Genomic DNA, 16,011 nt, shown 5'->3' with positions numbered 1-16,011 from the left:
CTTTGTGGCGCAGAAATGGGCGAGTTCCACTTCCCTTCACTGCCGTCCCGAATGACGTCCACCCGAACGGATCATTGGTCGCGGCGGCCGGTCACCACCCTGCCGCCTACGCCGCGCGGGTCCGGCGCCGGCGAGCGCCTCTTGTCCGCGTGACGCCGCCGAAGACTCGCAGCATGGTCGCGGGGTTCAGATAGGAGTCGGGCGGGAGCGCGCCCGAGAAGACACCGAGGAAGCGCGTGACCTCGGCTGGACGGTCGGCGACGGCGGCGTAAAGCAGCCGTTCGGCGATGCCGGGCGAGTGCCCGGCCAGCCCGACGGTGTGGTCGTACATCGGCCGGACGGCGCGGTCGCGCCGGCGGTGGTAGGCGGCGAGGGACGGAACGCCGTCCAGTTCGGCGGAGAGCGCTTCGGCGAGGAGGTCGGCGTCCCGCAGCGCGTTGGTGATCCCCTGGGCCGACACGGAGTCCATCACGACGCCCGCGTCCCCGACCAGCGCCCAGCCGGGGCCGTAGGGCCGGCGGAACCGGTTCGGCTGGTCGGGGGTGGTGCGCAGCCGCTCTTCACGCCGCGCCTCCCGCGCCCGCCCGCCGAGGTCCCCGCAGCCGTCCAGGGCGGCGAGGTAGTGCTTCTCGATGTCGCGGCGGAAGACCTCGAACCCGGAGAGCGGTTCGGACAGGTACACCATGGTCAGGTCGTCGTTGGTCGGAAAGACCGCTACCAATCGGCCCCGCCGCCGGTAGACCTCGCCCGCGGTGACGGGGAGCCCGGAAAAGTAGGTGTAGCAGGCGAATGCCCGCACCGGCCGCTGCCGATAGGTACGCGCTCCCACGGCCGAGGCGACGAAGGAGTTCTTCCCGTCTGCACCCACGACGATCCGGGCTCGGAGTGCGACCGAGGCGCCAAGCCGCTCCCTCCCGCGAACTCCGACCACCCGCCCCTCGCTCCACACCAGTTCCTCCACCCGGAAGTTCTCGCGGACGTCGGCGCCTGCCGACCGGGCGGCATCGACCAGGACGGCGTCCAGCAGGGTCCGGCGGGGACTGTAGAGCGCGTCCGCACCTTCGAACGGAGGGAACGAGCCGTCGAGCACGACCTCGCCCGCATCGAACCGGAGCCGGCGGGTCGGCGGAGTGCCCGCGGCGCGCATCGCCTCCAGCAGGCCCCATCGCCGCAGCCTGGCGACCCCGGGCACCTGGATCTGGTGGGAGGAGATCGTGTCGCTCGGGAAGGCCACCCTGTCGACCACCAGAACGCGCAGACCGCGTCGCGCCAGCAGCATCGCCGTCGTCGCACCGGCCACGCGCGCACCCACCACGATCACGTCGTAGTCCATCGCATCTCCTCAAGCCATACGCAACCGTATGTTCTCCGTACGGTACAGTACGGTCATGTCCGAGCGCGCGGCAAGACCCCAGCGAAGGAAGACCCGGCAGGACTGGGTGGACGTGGCCCTGACGGCGATCGCGGAGGGCGGCGTCGCGGCGGTCGCCGTCGAGCCGCTCGCCGCACGGCTCGGGACCACCAAGGGCAGCTTCTACTGGCACTTCCCCAACCGCGGAGCGCTCCTGGAGGCGGCCCTCGCGCACTGGGCGGAGCGAACGACGACCGCGATCCTGCGTGAGGTGAAGAGCGCCTCCTACGACCCGCGGGGCCAGCTCAAGCTACTGATCACCCGGGTGGTGGCCATGGCCGAGGAGGACCCGGTCGGACCGGCACTGCTGGCAACGGCCACACACCCCGCCGTCGCACCCGTCCTCCAAGACGTCACACGTACGCGCCTGGACGCCGTCATAGCCCTCTTCACAGAACTGGGCTTCCCCGCCGACGAGGCGAGAGCAAGAGCGCTCCTCGCCTACAGCGCCTACCTCGGCCACACGCAGATCGCCCACTCCACCCCGGAGCTGCTTCCGAGCAACAAAGAAGAGCGCCGCCTCTACCTAGACCAAGTCCTTCACATCCTCACAGCACCCTGAAAACCCGAGCCGATGCGTCGGCACACCACGCCGCTCGACACGCTCGCCGTCGCGCCAGATCCCCCACACCCAAGCTCCGAGCTCAGGGCGCGACAAAGCCGCACCCCGGTCACGCGCCCAGCCACTTCAAGACAGCCAATGCCAGCCGTTCAAGTTCGACAACACCACCCCGCCCCGCCCGACGCCCACAAGCTCCTCCCCGTGTTTCACAGATGAGCGCCTCCCTCGCCGACATTGCCGGACGTGCCCGGACGGAGCGCGAATAGGGGTGGCTCGGGGGTTCCCTAAGTGAGGCCCAGAGTTGGATTCTGCGTTGATCCAGGTGGGGGAGGGGGCCTCGACGCGTGCGCCGCAGGGGCACGTGTGACCGTGATGGCGCGAGGCATGTGCATGTTCACCGCCCCGCCGGGACGCGGGCCGGCACGTCGTCGCACGTGCGGGTGCTGAGCACACGCCTGGACGCGGTACCGACGCGGGACGTCTCGGCGAGCCTTCGCGCGGTCCGGCGCTCTTCGGCGTGGATGCCGATGACGAGCATCGCGAAGATTCCGCAGGTGGAGCCAGCGAGGAAGACGGCGAGGATCGCTGCCAGAACAAGGATCATCTGTGACCACTCCTCTCGTAAGGCCCGTATCCGGCGGGAACGGTCCGGGCGGTCGGTGTCTACGAGAAAGAGAGTGTGCCTGACCTGCGGAACGAGATCACTACATGACTGGACGTGTTCATGACGTCCTCCTAGGCTTGACCGGGTCCTAGGACGTCCCGGAATCCGGACGGGTGCATGCCGAACGAACGCCTACGCGCCGCCCTACTAGAGCAGGGCCTGACTATCGCCACGCTCGCCGAGTCGCTCGACGTGGACCCGAAAACGGTAGAACGGTGGATCACCAAGGACCGCACCCCTTACCGGCGGCATCGCTACGCATTAGCTTCGCGATTGGGCGTAGACGAGACTTTCCTGTGGCCGGGCGCCCTCTCCAATGAGCAGGTAACTGCAGCGTCCAGCAGCGAACTAGTGACGATCTACCCGCACCGGACATCCGTCCCGAGGGACGCATGGGGACGTCTCTTCGCCACCGCCAAAGAAGAGATCGGCGTCCTGGTCTACTCCGGCCTCTTCCTGTCCGAAGATTCCGGCATCCAACGCACGTTCGCCGAGAAAGCCGGAGCCCGCGTCCGCATCCTCCTCGGCGACCCGGACAGCCCACAGGTAGCCGAACGAGGCGACGACGAGGGCGCAGGCGACGCCCAAGCCGCAAAGATTGGCAATGCCCTAGTCCCCTACAAGAACCTGCGCAGACAAGACGGCGTCGAGTTCCGCTTCCACCGCACGGTCCTCTACATCTACCGCGCCGATGACCAGCTCCTCGTCAACACCCACGTCTACGGCGTCACCGGCCCCCACGCCCCCGTCTGGCACCTCCGCCGCATAGCCGGCGGAGACCTGGTCAACACCTACCTGGAGAGCTTCGAACGCGTCTGGGACGGCGCCACACCTATACCGGGGGACTGACCCATGGGCCGCAGAATTGACTACCACGATGATCCGAACGCCCCGAAAGCGAACAGCCTTGTCCCGTCCGTCGACGTCGTCGTAGAGAACGAAAAGGTGAGATCCTTGTGATTCGCCGCACTGACAACGACAATTGACCGCTCCCAGGCGGAGCCATTGATATAGGAGAGTCGGTGCCTCAAGCCGCAATGCGGGAAACTAAAGAAGAAACCGGAGTTGAGGTTGAGGCAGGAAAAAGTGATAGGAATCTATAGCGATCCAAAGCATGTGATTCACTACATTAGTGATGGTGAGATTCGCCAAGAGTTTTCGATTGCGCTAACTGCGAAACCAGGAAAAGGAGTTCCGACGCCAAGCTCTGAATCTAGCAAGGTAATGTGGGCGGATCGCGAAAGCGTGCTTCAATTGAATATGGATCGGCCAATGAGGCGAAGGGTATTCGATTACCTCTCTGGCGAGAATATGGTTCTAAGCTGACTTATGGTTGCGGTCGTGATCAAAGTCAAATCTTAAGGAGGTTTCTGGTGGAAGCTCGCCTATCTTTGGTATCTGCCGATCCCATCGCGGATCTTGAGTCGCTTGCGGATTGGCTCCAAGGTGAATCAGAGTTTCGTGGTAGAGTTACAGTTTCTTCGAAAGTCCCTGAAGATGGTCATTTGGGGACGGTCCCGCAGGCTCTAGTCGTGGCACTGGGGTCCGGAGGGGCCGTCTCGGTTCTGGTGACCACTCTAAAAGGCTGGCTCTCCCTGCCGCGGCGCTCAAGCGTAAAGATTAAGGTGGTAGGCAAGGATGGAACTGAAATTGAAATTGACGCCAAGAATATTCGAGAAAAGCGAATCGATGCACTAGTCGACGAAGTGCTTCACCGAGAGTCTGAATAGTATGCGTTTGCCGGACCCTGAGCGATCGCGCGTGGTTCTGATGGGCACAAGCGAGTATCACGACGAAGCAATTCCGGACTTGCCGGCGGCTGAAGCCTCGCTGCGTGATCTCTATATTTTGCTATCAGATCCTACGTTTGGAATAGTCCCCGAGCAAAACTGCATTTCACTTCTCAACGAAGGTGATATTCGTCTTTTAGGAAGAAGGCTGCGTTCAGCCATTCTGGAAGCAGAAGATCTACTTCTGGTATATTTTGCCGGTCATGGCTTGATTGGCGGTAAGCGTCACGAGCTCTATCTTGGTCTGCCTGATAGTGAATGGAATCATCCGGAATTCAGTTCATTGGAGTTTGAAAAACTTCGTAGTGCAGTACTCAATAGTCGTGCGACGACCAAGGTAATCATACTCGACTGCTGCTTCTCGGGCCGAGTTGTTTCAGACACGATGGCTGATCCGATCGCCTCCGTCGTTGGTCAACTTGAGGTCGACGGCACGTATGTACTTACTTCCGCGCAGCGTGATCAGGTCGCGCTGGTTCTTCCTGGTGAAGAGCACACTGCCTTTACCGGGAGGTTGATGAAGCTCCTGCAGGAAGGCATTCCTGAAGGCCCTCAGCTTCTCTCCATAGAGGACATCTACCGCCACCTCCTGGCAGTTATGCAAGCTCAGGGGCTTCCACAACCGCAGAAGCGTGGCACGCGTACAGCTGATCTGATAGCCCTTGCCAGGAATCGCGCTGTCGTGAGCCGCACCGCGTCTGCTTTGGAAAGTCGCTATCTTATAGCAGTTGAGTCTAGTCAACGCGGGGATTGGCTCCGCGTAAACAGCCTTCTTGAAGATGTGTGTGTCGCCCAAGCGGATCTACTTGGGGAGAACCATCCAGATTTCTTGAGGAGTTCTCAACTTCTCGCGCACAGCATCGGGGCACTAGGTGATCCCAGAGAGGCGGCCGTAGAACTTCACAATCTGCTCGCCAGACAAGTAGGAATTCTTGGCGACGAGCACGTAGATGTGCTGCAGACACGCCAGTACCTTGCGCTCAACATGGGGGAAGCTGGTTATCGCACTGACGCAATAAAGATTCTGCGCATCCTATTGCCGATGCGTCGTCGCGTTTTGGGGGCTCACGCCCCCGCGACGTTGCGTACATGTCACCTCCTTGCAAGAAACCTTATGGCTATCGGAGAAGTAGACGAAGCCGAGGCGCTGTTGCGAGAAGTTGTCGAGTGGCGAGAACATACTCTAGGCGCACACCACCCACACACTGAGAGGGCAAAGCGCGATCTCAGTCAACTCTAAACAGAGAGGCTGGATCGCGCCCGCGAATGCCATGAGTACTAAGCAAGAGCAACTCAAGGGACAGAATGTTGCACTTTTAAACTGCACATTCTGTGGGAAGAGTCAAACGCAAGTCCGCAAACTTATAGCGGGCCCCGGTGTATATATTTGCGATGAGTGTGTCGAACTCTGTAGTGAAATAATCACCGAAGAACATGAATTCGATCCTGAAATATATCGCCACCCTCCATATGAGCCATGCGCAATGGAGGAGGAGGATGTTTATGTTTGGACCATGAGCTGAGCGCGATTCACCTGGGCGATTTCCCGTGCAGTGTCTCTTCGATCTGCTCAACTGTATTGATGATATGAGTTGAAGATATGCGGATCGCGCGTGAAACTAAGTGTCCGGTTCCGTAGCGATCCAATATTTCTTTGAGTCGTTCCTTGGCTGTGAGTTGAGTTCCATCAGGGCTCGTCGTCATGGCACAGAAGAGCAATGAATCGCTCAACTGGGGAGCGATCGCGCTGAATTCTGCGGTCAGGGTTCGGTCCACACCGCGTTCGCGGGCTTCGACGAGCGCGCAGGAGTGGTGAGCGACCAGACGGAATAGGTGGTTGTCGACGAGGTGGGTATCTCGCAGATAGCGGGCGCCATCCAGAGGATGGAAGCCGGTGTCTACGAGGTCGGGGGTCGTGCCGTGCGCCACGTTGGCTCCTACCGTGGCCACGATGCCTACGGCGAGGCTCCACTTGGCCAAGGGTGGTGCGGGGTGCTTTCGGCGGCTGGCGTCCAGGATCACCATGGATGCGGCCCAGATGAGGCCGTCCACCGTGAACGGGACGAGGCGTGCGGTGGGGCCGGTCTCGCCGTGGGAGTGGACGAGTTCGTAGGCGTGGCGGTACGAGATGACCGCTGCCACGGTGGCTACTGCCACCACGGCGAGTGCGGTTGTGATGCGGATGAGGCGGTCAGTCACGGCCCAGCTCCCGTCGCCACTCCCGTGCGCACGGGTCGTCCTCGCCATGGGTGATGAGGCGTTCGGCGAGCATCAGGGCCGTGATTGCGGTGTTGCGGTCGACGGGACGTGAGCAGGTGGTGACGTGCCATCCGCAGTCGGTGCGGGTGGGGGCGACGACCTTGCCGGCTGCCGTGGCGGTCATCGTGGTTGCGGTGATTTCGAGGGCCATGGGTGTGGCCTCCTCCCTGCTGAGAGGGGGGAGCCACGGGAGCCAATCTCGGGAGCCAGCGTCAGTCGGTTTGGTTCGACGGTGCTGGATGGGCCCGGACTGGCCCCGTGGGCTCCTTCCCTTGTTTTTGCAGGTGAGCGGCTCTCTGGCCGACTTCCCCGGACTGTGCCGGACGGGGCGCGAATAAGGCTGACTCAGGGGTTCCCTAAGTGAGGCTTAAGGGCGTTCTGTTGGGGGGTGGGGCGGCTTAGCGTTTGGGGTGTCAGATCGGAGACACGGCGGAGGTGCACAGGCGGAGAGCAGAGCGATCGTCGGCTGAGGTTCCGACTGAGGTTCCTGATTGAGACAGGTTTCTGGCCTGCACGGCCCCCTAACCCCGCTCTGGGGCCGTGCGGGCCAGAAGTCTTTTCAGGGGCGGGGGAGGGCGCCGAGGAGGAGCAGGCGGAAGGCGTCGGCGGTGCCGGTGGCGGTGGTGTCGCCGGTGGCGAGGCGGCGGAGGGCCAGGCCGTAGAGCATCGCGACGATCGCCGGGGCGTGGGTTTCGGCGTCCGGGATGTCGAGGGCCTTCAGGATGGCGGTGGCGAGGCGGTCGTAGGCCTCGATGGAGCGCGTAGACGTCTCGCGGAGGGCCGGGTCGCGGGCGGCGTGCAGGTGCAGTTCGAGGTTCGCGATCTGCTCGGGGCCGTAGGCGAACTCGACGACGGCCTTCTCCACCTGGTCGGCGGCCTGGACGGGGGCGATACCGGACTCGGCCAGGGACGTGACGTAGGCCGTGATGCGGGCGATCTCCTGCTCCACGAAGGCGTGCAGCGCCTCGCGCAGCAGATCCTCCTGGCTGGGGAAGTGGTAGGTCAGGGAGCCGAGGGAGACGCCGGCGGAGCGGGCGACGGCCCGGTTCGTCACGGCGCCGATGCCCTGCTCGCCGATCAGGCGGAGGGTGGCGTGGAGGATCTGCTCGCGGGCGCTCATCGATGCACAGTCTTCCCCAGAACGCGGGCCTTCAGTATCGTTCGTTCGAACGAACGATAGCGGGAGGCGGCGTGGAGCTGGGGCTGGCCGGGCAGGCGGAGGCGCTGGCGAGGGGAGAGATCTCCTCGAGTGATCTGGTGGAGGAGAGCCTGGAGGCCATCGGCCGGCGGGAGTCGCTGGGGGCGTTCCGGGTAGTGCGGGCCGAGGCGGCCGCGCAGGAGGCGCTGGAGGCCGACAAGCGGCTGGCGGAGGGGGAGCGGCTGCCGCTGCTCGGGGTGCCCGTCGCCATCAAGGACGACACGGACATCGTGGGGGAGACCACGCCCTTCGCGGTGGCGGGGGACCACCGGCCGGCGAGGCGGGACGGGGAGGTCGTGCGCAAGCTGCGGGCGGCCGGGGCCGTCATCGTGGGGAAGACGACGACGTGCGAGCTCGGGTTGTGGCCGTTCAGCGAGTCGCGCGAGTACGGGATCGCGAGGAACCCGTGGAATCCCGAGTACTCGCCGGGCGGGTCGTCGGGCGGGTCGGCGGCGGCCGTGGCGGCGGGCATGGTCGCGGCGGCGGTCGGTTCGGACGGGGCCGGGTCGATCCGCATCCCGGCGGCGTGGACGGGCCTGGTGGGCATCAAGCCCCAGCGCGGACGGGTCTCCGGGTATCCGCACACCGATCCGTTCAACGGGATCACGGTGTGGGGGCCGCTCGCGCGCACGGTGGGGGACGCGGCCCTGCTGCTCGACGTGCTGACCGGCAGCCATGGCGAGGACGTCCACCGGCTCGATCCGCCGATCACCCCGTTCGCCGAGGCCGCGAGGCGGGAGCCCGGCAGGCTGCGGATCGCCGTCTCCTACCGGACGGCCCTCGGGGTCAGCGGGAGGCTCGACCCGCAGATCCGGGGGGCGGTCGAGCGGCTCGCGCGGAGGCTGACCGACCTCGGGCACAAGGTGTTCCCCGCGGACCCCGACTACGGGCCGGCGGCGCTCGGGCTCGTCCCGCGCGGCACGGCCGGGGTCGCCGACTGGCTGGACTCCCTGCCGAACCCGCGGCCCGATCCCCGGACGGAGGCCGAAGCGCGGCTGGGGAGGGTCCTCGGCAGGCGGCTGCTGCCTTTGGCCAAGCGGCTCGACCCGTATCTGCGGAGGCGGGTCGGGCGCATCTTCCAGATCGCGGACGTGGTGATGACGCCGACGACGGCGCAGCCGCCGTTGCGGGTCGGGGCCTTCGACGGGGCGGGCTACCACCGGACGCAGTCGGGGGTCGCGGCCGCGTGCCCTTACGCGTGGACGTGGAACGTGCTGGGATGGCCCGGAGTGAACGTCCCGGCGGGGTTCACCAGGGACGGGCTGCCCATCGGCGCGCAGTTGCTCGGTCACGACTCCGACGAGGCGACGCTCATCTCGCTCGCGGCGCAACTGGAGTCGGTCGAACGATGGCATGAACGGCGCCCCTAGACGCGTGACGGGCCGCCGGTGCGGGGTCCAGCCGGTACCGGCGGCCCATCGCGTTCAGTAGCCGGCGCCCGTGAGCATGCCGCCGTCGACGAGGACCTCGCTGCCGGTGCAGTAGGTCGAGTCGTCCGAGGCGAGGAAGACGACCAGCCCGGTGATCTCCTGCGTCCTGCCCATGCGGCCGAGGGGGAGCGCCTTCATGAACGCGTCGGCGCTGGCGGCCGTGGCCGAGACGATGTCGTCCTGCATGGTCAGGGGCGTCAGCACCCCGCCGGGGTGGATGGAGTTCACGCGGATGCCGTACTGGCCGAGCTCGCGGGCGGCGGACTTGGTCAGCCCGCGGACGCCGAACTTGCTGGCGCTGTAGGCGGCCAGGCCGGCCGCGCCGATGAAGCCCTCGGTCGAGGACACGTTGACGATCGAGCCGCCGCCGGCCGCGCGCATCGGGGCGGTGACCGTCTTCACGCCGAGCCACTGGCCGACGAGGTTCACCTCCAGGATCTGGCGGAACTCCTCGACGGCCATCTCCTCGATGGTCTTGTGCCGGAGGATCCCGGCATTGTTGACCAGGACGTTCAGCGCCCCGAACGTCTCCGTCGCGGTCTGGACGGCCCGCTGCCAGTCCTCCTCCCGCGACACGTCCATCCGGACGAAGCGGGCACCGTCCCCGAGGTCGGCGGCCAGCTTGGCGCCCTCCTCCTCCAGGACGTCGCCGAAGACCACTCTGGCGCCCTCGTCCAGGAACCGGCGGACGTGCGCCTTGCCCATGCCGCGCGCGCCGCCGGTGATCAGCGCCACCTTGCCGTCAAGCTGCCCCATCAACGCTCCTCGTCGCCCGTTGCCTCCCGGTCAACCTAGCGAACGCTTGGTCAACTGAACAAGGCGGCCCCTAGCCCGCGCGGAGCCCGCCGAACAGCAGCGTGAGCATCCGGTCGGCGTACGCGCCGGGGTCGGCGGTGCGCTCGGACGCCACGCCGATCGCGTTCGCGAGCCGCAGCAGGTCGCCGGGGTCGATCTCGGCGCGGACCGCGCCGGTCCGCTGCGCCCGCTCCAGCAGCCGGCCGAGCGCGGCGCGGATGGCGCCGGCCGCGGCGCCGAGCCCGGTGGCCGCCCACTCCGGCCCCATCGCCTCGATGATCACGGTGCAGGTGCCGCGCGGGCTCGACGCGCCGGCCAGGTAGGTGCGCAGCCAGCGGTCGAGCGCGGCCTCGGCGTCCGGTTCGGCCAGCAGCGCGTCGGCGTGCCCGAGCAGGCCGTCGATCCGCTCGCGCAGGACGGCGTGCAGCAGCGCGTCCCGGGTGGGGAAGTGCCGGTAGAGCGTTCCCGATCCGACGCCCGCCCGTTTGGCGATCTCGTCGAGGGACGCGCCCGTGCCGTGCTCGGTGAAGGCGGTGCGAGCCGTCGTGACGAGTCGCTCGTAGTTGCGGCGGGCGTCGGCCCGCATCGGCCGGGTCTCCATGGGCACCGTCCAGCGGTCGCGGGTGGCCTGATGCGGCCCCCGGCCTGCTTCTTCGGACGAGCCTGCCATCTTCCGGGGCGGGCGCGCTACCCGGAGCGCGCGGCGAGTGCGTCCCGCGACAGCCGGTCGGACCTGCGCGTCGTCTCCGGCAGCCGGTACTCGGGCGTCAGGGCGAGGACGGCGCGGCAGGCGGCGTCGAGGCCGGTGCGATGGCCGACGGACACGAACACCGGCTTCACGCCGTCCCTGGTCCGCAGGACCCGTCCGACGGTCTCGCCGCCGTCCAGCAGCGGGCTCGCGTCGCCGCGCCGAGGGCCCGGCTGCTCGTACGTCCCGACGAACGCGGTCTTGCCGACGCCGATGGACGGCAGTCCGGTCAGCACGCCGAGGTGGCACGCGAGCCCGAAGCGGCGCGGGTGCGCGATGCCGAAGCCGTCGCAGACGAGCAGGTCGGGCGTGGTCTCCAGGGCGCGGAGGGCGTCGAGCAACGTGGGCAGCTCCCGGAACGCGAACAGGCCCGGGACATAGGGGAACGCCGCCGTCCCCACGGCGACCGACTCCTCCACGACCTCCAGCGTCGCCGCGTCCAGAACGACCACGGCGGCGGCCAGCCGGTCGCCCGCGCCGCCGCCGTCGCCCGCGTAGGAGACGTCGAGGCCCGCGACGGTGCGCGGCGCGGCCGGGCCCGGGACATCGAGTTCGAGCATCGGACGCAACCGGTCCTGGATCTCCTCGGCTTCCCGCGGTGTGGACGGCCAGGGATGCAGATCGCGTACGTCCATGGACAGGACGCTACCGCCCGCTCGACGCGGTCCTCACGACAGCGACGCGTACGCCGCCTGCGTCAGCCGGTAGGCGCGCAGGTCGCCGGACGCCTGGTCTCCCATCAGGTTCGGCAGGTAGGCGAGCGCGAGCCCGGCCTCGGGGTCGCCGAGCCCGACCGAGCCGCCCGCGCCGGTGTGGCCGAACGCCGACTCCCGTCCCGCCCTCGGGGTGAAGAAGGTCTGCGAGGGGCGCATGAAGCCGAGGCCGAAGGAGCTCCGGACGAGCAGCGTGCGGTCGGGGCCGCTGACGCGCGGGCGGACGGCCTCGCGCAGCGTGTCCGGGCGCAGGATCCGGCCCGCCGTGAGGTCGCGGTAGAAGCCGGCGAGCGCGGGGGCGGTGGTCGTCATCCCGGCGGCGGGCCACCCCGCGCGCAGGACGACCGGGTTGTTGTAGCCGCCCTTGCCCGGGTGCGGGTTGTTCAGCGACCGGTTCATCATGCTCCGCGGGTCGGTGTAGGCCTCGGCGAGCCTGGTCAGGACGTCGTGCTCGGTGGTCCTGGGCGCGTCGGTCCCGCCGCCGGTGCGCCGGCCCGCCGACAGCTTCGCGGCCCGCTCGATCACCTCGTCCGGGGCGCCGACCCACAGGTCCAGGTCGCGGGCGAACTCGTCCTTCACGAACGCGCCGACCGTCCGGCCGCCGGAATGGCGCCGGACGATCTCACCGGCCAGCCAGCCGTAGGTCAGCGCGTGGTAGCCGTGGCCCTCGCCGGGCGTCCACTCGGGTTCCTGCGCGGCCAGTTCCGCCGCGCGGGCCGGGGCGTCCGCCGCCTCCTCGGCCGAGACGGGACGCGCGAACGCGGGCAGGCCCACCTGGTGCGACAGCAGGTGCTCGGCGGTCGCGCCGTCCTTGCCCGCGGCGCCGAACTCCGGCCACCAGTCCGTGACCGGGCCGTCGACGTCGTAGGCGCCGCGCTCGGCGAGCAGCAACGCCGCCGCGGCCGTCACCGCCTTGGTGCAGGAGAACCCGAAGCAGGGCGTGTCGGGCTGCCACGCGCGCCCGGTGCGGCGGTCGGCGACGCCGCCCCACAGGTCGACGACCTTGCGGTCGCCCGCGTAGACGGCGACGGCGGCGCCCAGTTCGCGTCCCTCGGCGAAGTGCTCCTCGAACACCGCGCGGACGCGGGCGAACGCCGGGTCGCAGTGGCCCTGCACCGTGCTGCTCATGCGCGGTCCTCTCAGGCGGGGACCTCCATAGAATCACGTTCTAGGACGTGCCGCCGAGCCGGGACCGTCTCAGGAGCGGCCCAGGTGGTGGACGGGCTCGGTGACCGGACCGGCGGCGCGCTGGGCGGGACGCGTCCGGCCGAACTCCAGCGTGAGCAGCGCCGCCGCCAGCCACGCGATGTCGAACCAGGACCGGAAGACCACGCTGCGCGGCTTGTAGGACGGCCTGAACTTCTTGTCGAACAAGTAGAGCGACTCAACCGCGATCCACGGGTCGAGAAGGTGCAGCGCCCGGTAGCCGGCCTTCTCCAGCAGGCCGCGCTCGTCGGCGTCCAGCAGTTCGCGGAAGGCTGCGAAGTTCAGCGAGACGAGCCCGTGCCCGCGCTCGGCGGCGTAGTCGACCATCTCGACGATGAGGCGCTCGTTGACGCCGTTCGGCCCGCCGGGGTCGCGGCGCATCGCGTCCAGGCTGATGCCCTCGCCCGCGGTGACGTAACGCTGGAACGCGATGGGCTCCTTGTCGTCGCCGTAGGCGATGGCGACGATCGCCCCCGGGTGGTACCCGGTGAGCAGCTCGTCCAGGTTCATGGAGAAGCCGCGCTCGGCCGCGCCGCCGAGGGAGCGGGACGCGACGTCCAGCAGCTTGCCGCGCAGCGCGGGCGTGAGCTCCCGCTCGGGGAGGATCTCGGACGAGACGCCGAAGTTCTCGGTGCGCTTGACGGCCTGCCGGACGTTGCGCATCTTCCGGCCGGACAGCGTGAACTCGGCGGGACGGATGACGACCTCGTCGCCGAAGCCGATCGAGCGGCACGGCCCCCAGGCGGGGAGCAGGGCCCCGCTCGCACCGAGGACGGCCGGGCGCCAGCCCGTCGTCCGGCACATCGCGAGGAACGCCCGCACGGCGTCGGCGTGCGAGGCGGGGTCGCCGACCGGGTCGCCGCCCGCCACCGCCATGCCGAACAGGACCCGGTAGCCGATCGCGGCGCGGCCGTCCGCGCTGAACACGTACGCCTTGTCGCGGCGCAGCGCGAACGGGGCGAGGGTGTCGGAGCCGGGGTGCAGGACGAGGCCCGCGACGCGGGCGCGCTCCGCCTCGTCGCCGGGCGGGGGCGCCGGATCGGGCGCGAGAAGGGTGATGACCAGGACGAGCAGGCCCGCGGCCCCGGCGAGGCCGAGCACGCCCGGCAGCCAGGACGCCCCGTCCATGGGCGCGCCGGTGGCGCCGAGGCCGCTCGCGACGTCGCCGACCGACCGGACCGACACCCCGCCGAGGACCAGCGAGAGGAGGGTCGCGGCGGCGAGCAGCACCGCGCCGGTCTTCACGGCCGTGCGGACGCGCTCGGGGTGCGGGCGCACGGGGAACCGGCCGCGCTCCAGCCACAGCCCGCCGAGGGCGGCGGCGAGCAGCGGCAGCCGCCACGGCGGGTCGTCGCCGGACACCACGGCGAGCAGGCCGAGGAGCGCCAGCGTGACGAGCCCGTACCAGGCGGCGCGGCGGCGCAGCAGCGCGCCGCGGGCGACGAGCGCGAGCGCCAGCGCCAGCACGACGGCGTGCTCCGGCCTCAGCGGGCTGCCGGTGACGACCTGGGAAAGCCGGCCGAGCCAGTGCGGGGAACCCGCGAACGCGGGCACCGCGATCAGTGCGGCGACCAGGGTCGCGGTCAGCGCGAGCGGCCAGACGGGACGCGCGTGCGGCGCCGTCGCCGGCCCGCCCGCGGCCGGAGGGCGGGAAAGGCCGTCCCTCCGCAAAGACTCGTCCGATAGCACGAAGCACACCTCCGCTGAGCCCCCAACCAAGATCTTCCGGAACTCATTCCCGGGATCGGTCGTTGTTATGGGGCCTTGATCCAGCGTACGGCCGCACCGGCGGGCCGGACACTTCGATCCGGGCATACCCGGCCGCGGGGGCGGGACACCGCTAGCCTCGTGGTGATGAAGAGGCTGCTGCTCGTCCACCACACGCCCTCGCCGTCCGTCCAGGCGATGGTCGAGGCGGTGCGCGCCGGCGCGTCGACCGACGACGTCCAGGGCGTGGAGGTCGTGTCCCGCGCGGCGCTGTCCGCGACCGCCGTGGACGTCCTGGAGGCCGACGGCTATCTCCTCGGCTCGCCGGTCAACCTCGGCTACCTGTCCGGTGCGCTGAAGCACTTCTTCGACCAGATCTACTACCCGTGCCTGGAGGAGACGGTCCGCCGCCCGTTCGGGGCCTTCCTGCACGGCAACAACGACGCCACCGGCGCCGTGCGCGCCCTGGACGCCATCACCACCGGACTGAAGTGGAAGGCCGTCCAGCCGCCCGTGGTGGTGACGGGCGAGCCCGGCAAGGCCGACCTGGAGGCGTGCTGGGAACTCGGCGCGATCGCCGCGGCGGAGCTCGGAGACGTCCGGGGCGGGTGAGGCGGCTGTAGCGTGCCGCCATGAGTGGTTTCCGGCACATAGCGCTGTTCAGATGGATCGAAGGCACGACGACCGGGCAGCAGGACGAGGTCGCGGCGAAGCTGCGCGAGCTGCCCGGCGCGATCCCGGAGATCCGGGAGTACGGCGTGGGGGTGAACGCCGGGGTGAACCCCGGCGCGTACGACTTCGCGGTGGTCGCGGACTTCGCCGGTCTGGACGACTACCTCGTCTACCGCGACCATCCGGTCCACCGCGCGGCGGTCGACGACTACATCACGCCGATCACGGCGGAGCGCGCGTCCATCCAGTACGAGCTTTAGCGGACCGGTACGGGAGGGCGGCGCCGCGGCGCCGCCCCGGGAGTGAAACCGAGCAAGCGCTTGTGCCCGAAGACTTTTCGGGTTAGTTTCCTCAGAGACGCCCGCTGGGAACGGATCGCGCCCCGTTCCCGGCGGGCGGCGAAGCGGACGCGGCGCTCGCGGAATGCCGGGCGTGCGCGGGACGCGGGGGAGTTCGGCCGCCGCGAGCGGTCACGAAACGCGGGGCGTTCACCGAGCGCGAGCGACGGCGCACGGCGGGCCGGGCGCGCTCACCCCCGCGACCGGATGCTCATGATCTCCTCGCGGAGCTGCTGCGAGGACGGCGCCTCCAGCAGCCGCGGGCCCTCGCGCAGCGGCACCATGGCCCACCAGGATCCCGTCGCCTCGCCGTACCAGACCCGCACGCCCGGGAACTGGGCCTGGAGGGCGCGCGCGGTGGCGGCGCGCAGGGCCGCGGGCATGGGCTCGTCGCGGCCCGCGGCCCCCTGCCGAGCCGTCATGCCGCCCTCCCCCGGTAGATCTCTCCCCTGACAGCGTCCCCACGGACCAAAGCGTCACTCCTACTCCGCAAATCGTGACTAAGCACACTATGGGCC

Annotated in this window: 18 protein-coding genes and 2 pseudogenes; 9 read left to right on the top strand and 11 right to left on the bottom strand. The window is 68.6% G+C overall.

All coding sequences use genetic code 11. The features are described from left to right. Positions 1-106 precede the first annotated feature (106 nt). A complete protein-coding gene (locus tag AB0C84_RS24580) occupies positions 107-1,333 on the bottom strand; it encodes an NAD(P)/FAD-dependent oxidoreductase (RefSeq protein ID WP_361070432.1) in 1,227 nt (408 codons plus the stop codon). A 55-nt stretch (positions 1,334-1,388) separates the two neighbouring features. Between AB0C84_RS24580 and AB0C84_RS24575 the strand changes: the two genes are divergently transcribed. Then, positions 1,389-1,973 (top strand): TetR/AcrR family transcriptional regulator, encoded by a 585-nt coding sequence (locus AB0C84_RS24575; RefSeq protein ID WP_361070429.1) that lies wholly within the window; start codon positions 1,389-1,391, stop codon positions 1,971-1,973. Between the two features lie 394 nt (positions 1,974-2,367). Here AB0C84_RS24575 and AB0C84_RS24570 read toward each other — a convergent pair whose 3' ends face one another. Then, complete coding sequence (locus AB0C84_RS24570) at positions 2,368-2,577, bottom strand: hypothetical protein (protein WP_361070426.1); 210 nt, start codon at positions 2,575-2,577, stop codon at positions 2,368-2,370. Positions 2,578-2,754: 177 nt separating this feature from the next. Between AB0C84_RS24570 and AB0C84_RS24565 the strand changes: the two genes are divergently transcribed. From AB0C84_RS24565 to AB0C84_RS24545, 5 genes and pseudogenes are all read left to right on the top strand, one after another. After that, a complete protein-coding gene (locus AB0C84_RS24565; protein ID WP_361070423.1) occupies positions 2,755-3,486 on the top strand; it encodes a helix-turn-helix transcriptional regulator in 732 nt (243 codons plus the stop codon). 3 nt (positions 3,487-3,489) lie between these two features. Next, positions 3,490-3,963, top strand: a pseudogene (locus tag AB0C84_RS24560) (NUDIX domain-containing protein). After that, positions 3,864-4,367 carry a hypothetical protein gene (locus tag AB0C84_RS24555; protein WP_361070420.1) on the top strand — a complete coding sequence of 168 codons (504 nt, stop codon included), beginning with the start codon at positions 3,864-3,866 and terminating at the stop codon, positions 4,365-4,367. Before AB0C84_RS24560 ends, AB0C84_RS24555 begins: the two are co-directional and overlap by 100 nt. Before the next feature lie 40 nt (positions 4,368-4,407). Then, positions 4,408-5,667 (top strand): tetratricopeptide repeat protein, encoded by a 1,260-nt coding sequence (locus AB0C84_RS24550; protein ID WP_361070614.1) that lies wholly within the window; start codon positions 4,408-4,410, stop codon positions 5,665-5,667. A 31-nt stretch (positions 5,668-5,698) separates the two neighbouring features. Then, positions 5,699-5,860: pseudogene (locus tag AB0C84_RS24545) on the top strand (ClpX C4-type zinc finger protein); the annotation flags it as partial. A 97-nt stretch (positions 5,861-5,957) separates the two neighbouring features. Here the strand turns inward: AB0C84_RS24545 and AB0C84_RS24540 are convergent. The 3 genes from AB0C84_RS24540 to AB0C84_RS24530 all read right to left on the bottom strand — a co-directional run bounded on the left by AB0C84_RS24540 (position 5,958) and on the right by AB0C84_RS24530 (position 7,806). After that, complete coding sequence (locus tag AB0C84_RS24540; RefSeq protein ID WP_361070417.1) at positions 5,958-6,626, bottom strand: DUF2637 domain-containing protein; 669 nt, start codon at positions 6,624-6,626, stop codon at positions 5,958-5,960. Next, the gene (locus tag AB0C84_RS24535) at positions 6,619-6,837 is read right to left on the bottom strand and encodes a hypothetical protein (RefSeq protein ID WP_361070414.1); all 219 of its coding nucleotides are present in this window, start codon (positions 6,835-6,837) and stop codon (positions 6,619-6,621) included. Before AB0C84_RS24535 ends, AB0C84_RS24540 begins: the two co-directional genes overlap by 8 nt. Positions 6,838-7,245: 408 nt before the next feature. After that, positions 7,246-7,806 carry a TetR family transcriptional regulator gene (locus tag AB0C84_RS24530; protein ID WP_179843260.1) on the bottom strand — a complete coding sequence of 187 codons (561 nt, stop codon included), beginning with the start codon at positions 7,804-7,806 and terminating at the stop codon, positions 7,246-7,248. A 71-nt stretch (positions 7,807-7,877) separates the two neighbouring features. Between AB0C84_RS24530 and AB0C84_RS24525 the strand changes: the two genes are divergently transcribed. Beyond that, positions 7,878-9,254 carry an amidase gene (locus AB0C84_RS24525; protein ID WP_361070411.1) on the top strand — a complete coding sequence of 459 codons (1,377 nt, stop codon included), beginning with the start codon at positions 7,878-7,880 and terminating at the stop codon, positions 9,252-9,254. Between the two features lie 54 nt (positions 9,255-9,308). On the opposite strand, the gene AB0C84_RS24520 is transcribed toward AB0C84_RS24525, so the two are convergent. The 5 genes from AB0C84_RS24520 to AB0C84_RS24500 form a co-directional block, all read right to left on the bottom strand. Next, entirely contained in the window at positions 9,309-10,070 is a 762-nt protein-coding gene (locus tag AB0C84_RS24520; protein WP_361070407.1) for a glucose 1-dehydrogenase, read from the bottom strand. Between the two features lie 70 nt (positions 10,071-10,140). Continuing rightward, on the bottom strand, positions 10,141-10,710 hold the full coding sequence (locus tag AB0C84_RS24515; protein WP_361070404.1) for a TetR/AcrR family transcriptional regulator: 570 nt from the start codon (positions 10,708-10,710) through the stop codon (positions 10,141-10,143). Positions 10,711-10,796: 86 nt separating this feature from the next. Further along, on the bottom strand, positions 10,797-11,492 hold the full coding sequence (locus AB0C84_RS24510) for an endonuclease V (protein ID WP_258938603.1): 696 nt from the start codon (positions 11,490-11,492) through the stop codon (positions 10,797-10,799). 33 nt (positions 11,493-11,525) lie between these two features. Continuing rightward, complete coding sequence (locus AB0C84_RS24505) at positions 11,526-12,698, bottom strand: serine hydrolase domain-containing protein (RefSeq protein ID WP_179843257.1); 1,173 nt, start codon at positions 12,696-12,698, stop codon at positions 11,526-11,528. A gap of 69 nt (positions 12,699-12,767) precedes the next feature. Next, positions 12,768-14,465: a phosphatidylglycerol lysyltransferase domain-containing protein gene (locus AB0C84_RS24500; protein WP_361070399.1), complete on the bottom strand. Its 1,698-nt coding sequence runs from the start codon at positions 14,463-14,465 to the stop codon at positions 12,768-12,770. Positions 14,466-14,630: 165 nt separating this feature from the next. Between AB0C84_RS24500 and AB0C84_RS24495 the strand changes: the two genes are divergently transcribed. Next, positions 14,631-15,095 (top strand): flavodoxin, encoded by a 465-nt coding sequence (locus AB0C84_RS24495; RefSeq protein ID WP_179843255.1) that lies wholly within the window; start codon positions 14,631-14,633, stop codon positions 15,093-15,095. 20 nt (positions 15,096-15,115) lie between these two features. Beyond that, positions 15,116-15,415 (top strand): Dabb family protein, encoded by a 300-nt coding sequence (locus AB0C84_RS24490; RefSeq protein ID WP_179843254.1) that lies wholly within the window; start codon positions 15,116-15,118, stop codon positions 15,413-15,415. 269 nt (positions 15,416-15,684) lie between these two features. On the opposite strand, the gene AB0C84_RS24485 is transcribed toward AB0C84_RS24490, so the two are convergent. Next, on the bottom strand, positions 15,685-15,915 hold the full coding sequence (locus AB0C84_RS24485; RefSeq protein WP_179843253.1) for a hypothetical protein: 231 nt from the start codon (positions 15,913-15,915) through the stop codon (positions 15,685-15,687). Between the last annotated feature and the right edge of the window lie 96 nt (positions 15,916-16,011).

It is taken from the genome of Actinomadura sp. NPDC048955 (genome assembly GCF_040649435.1).
In the GTDB taxonomy this organism is placed as follows: domain Bacteria; phylum Actinomycetota; class Actinomycetes; order Streptosporangiales; family Streptosporangiaceae; genus Spirillospora; species Spirillospora luteofluorescens.
The sequence above is the reverse complement of the archived record's forward strand: the minus strand, read 5'-3'. Positions and strand labels throughout refer to the sequence as shown.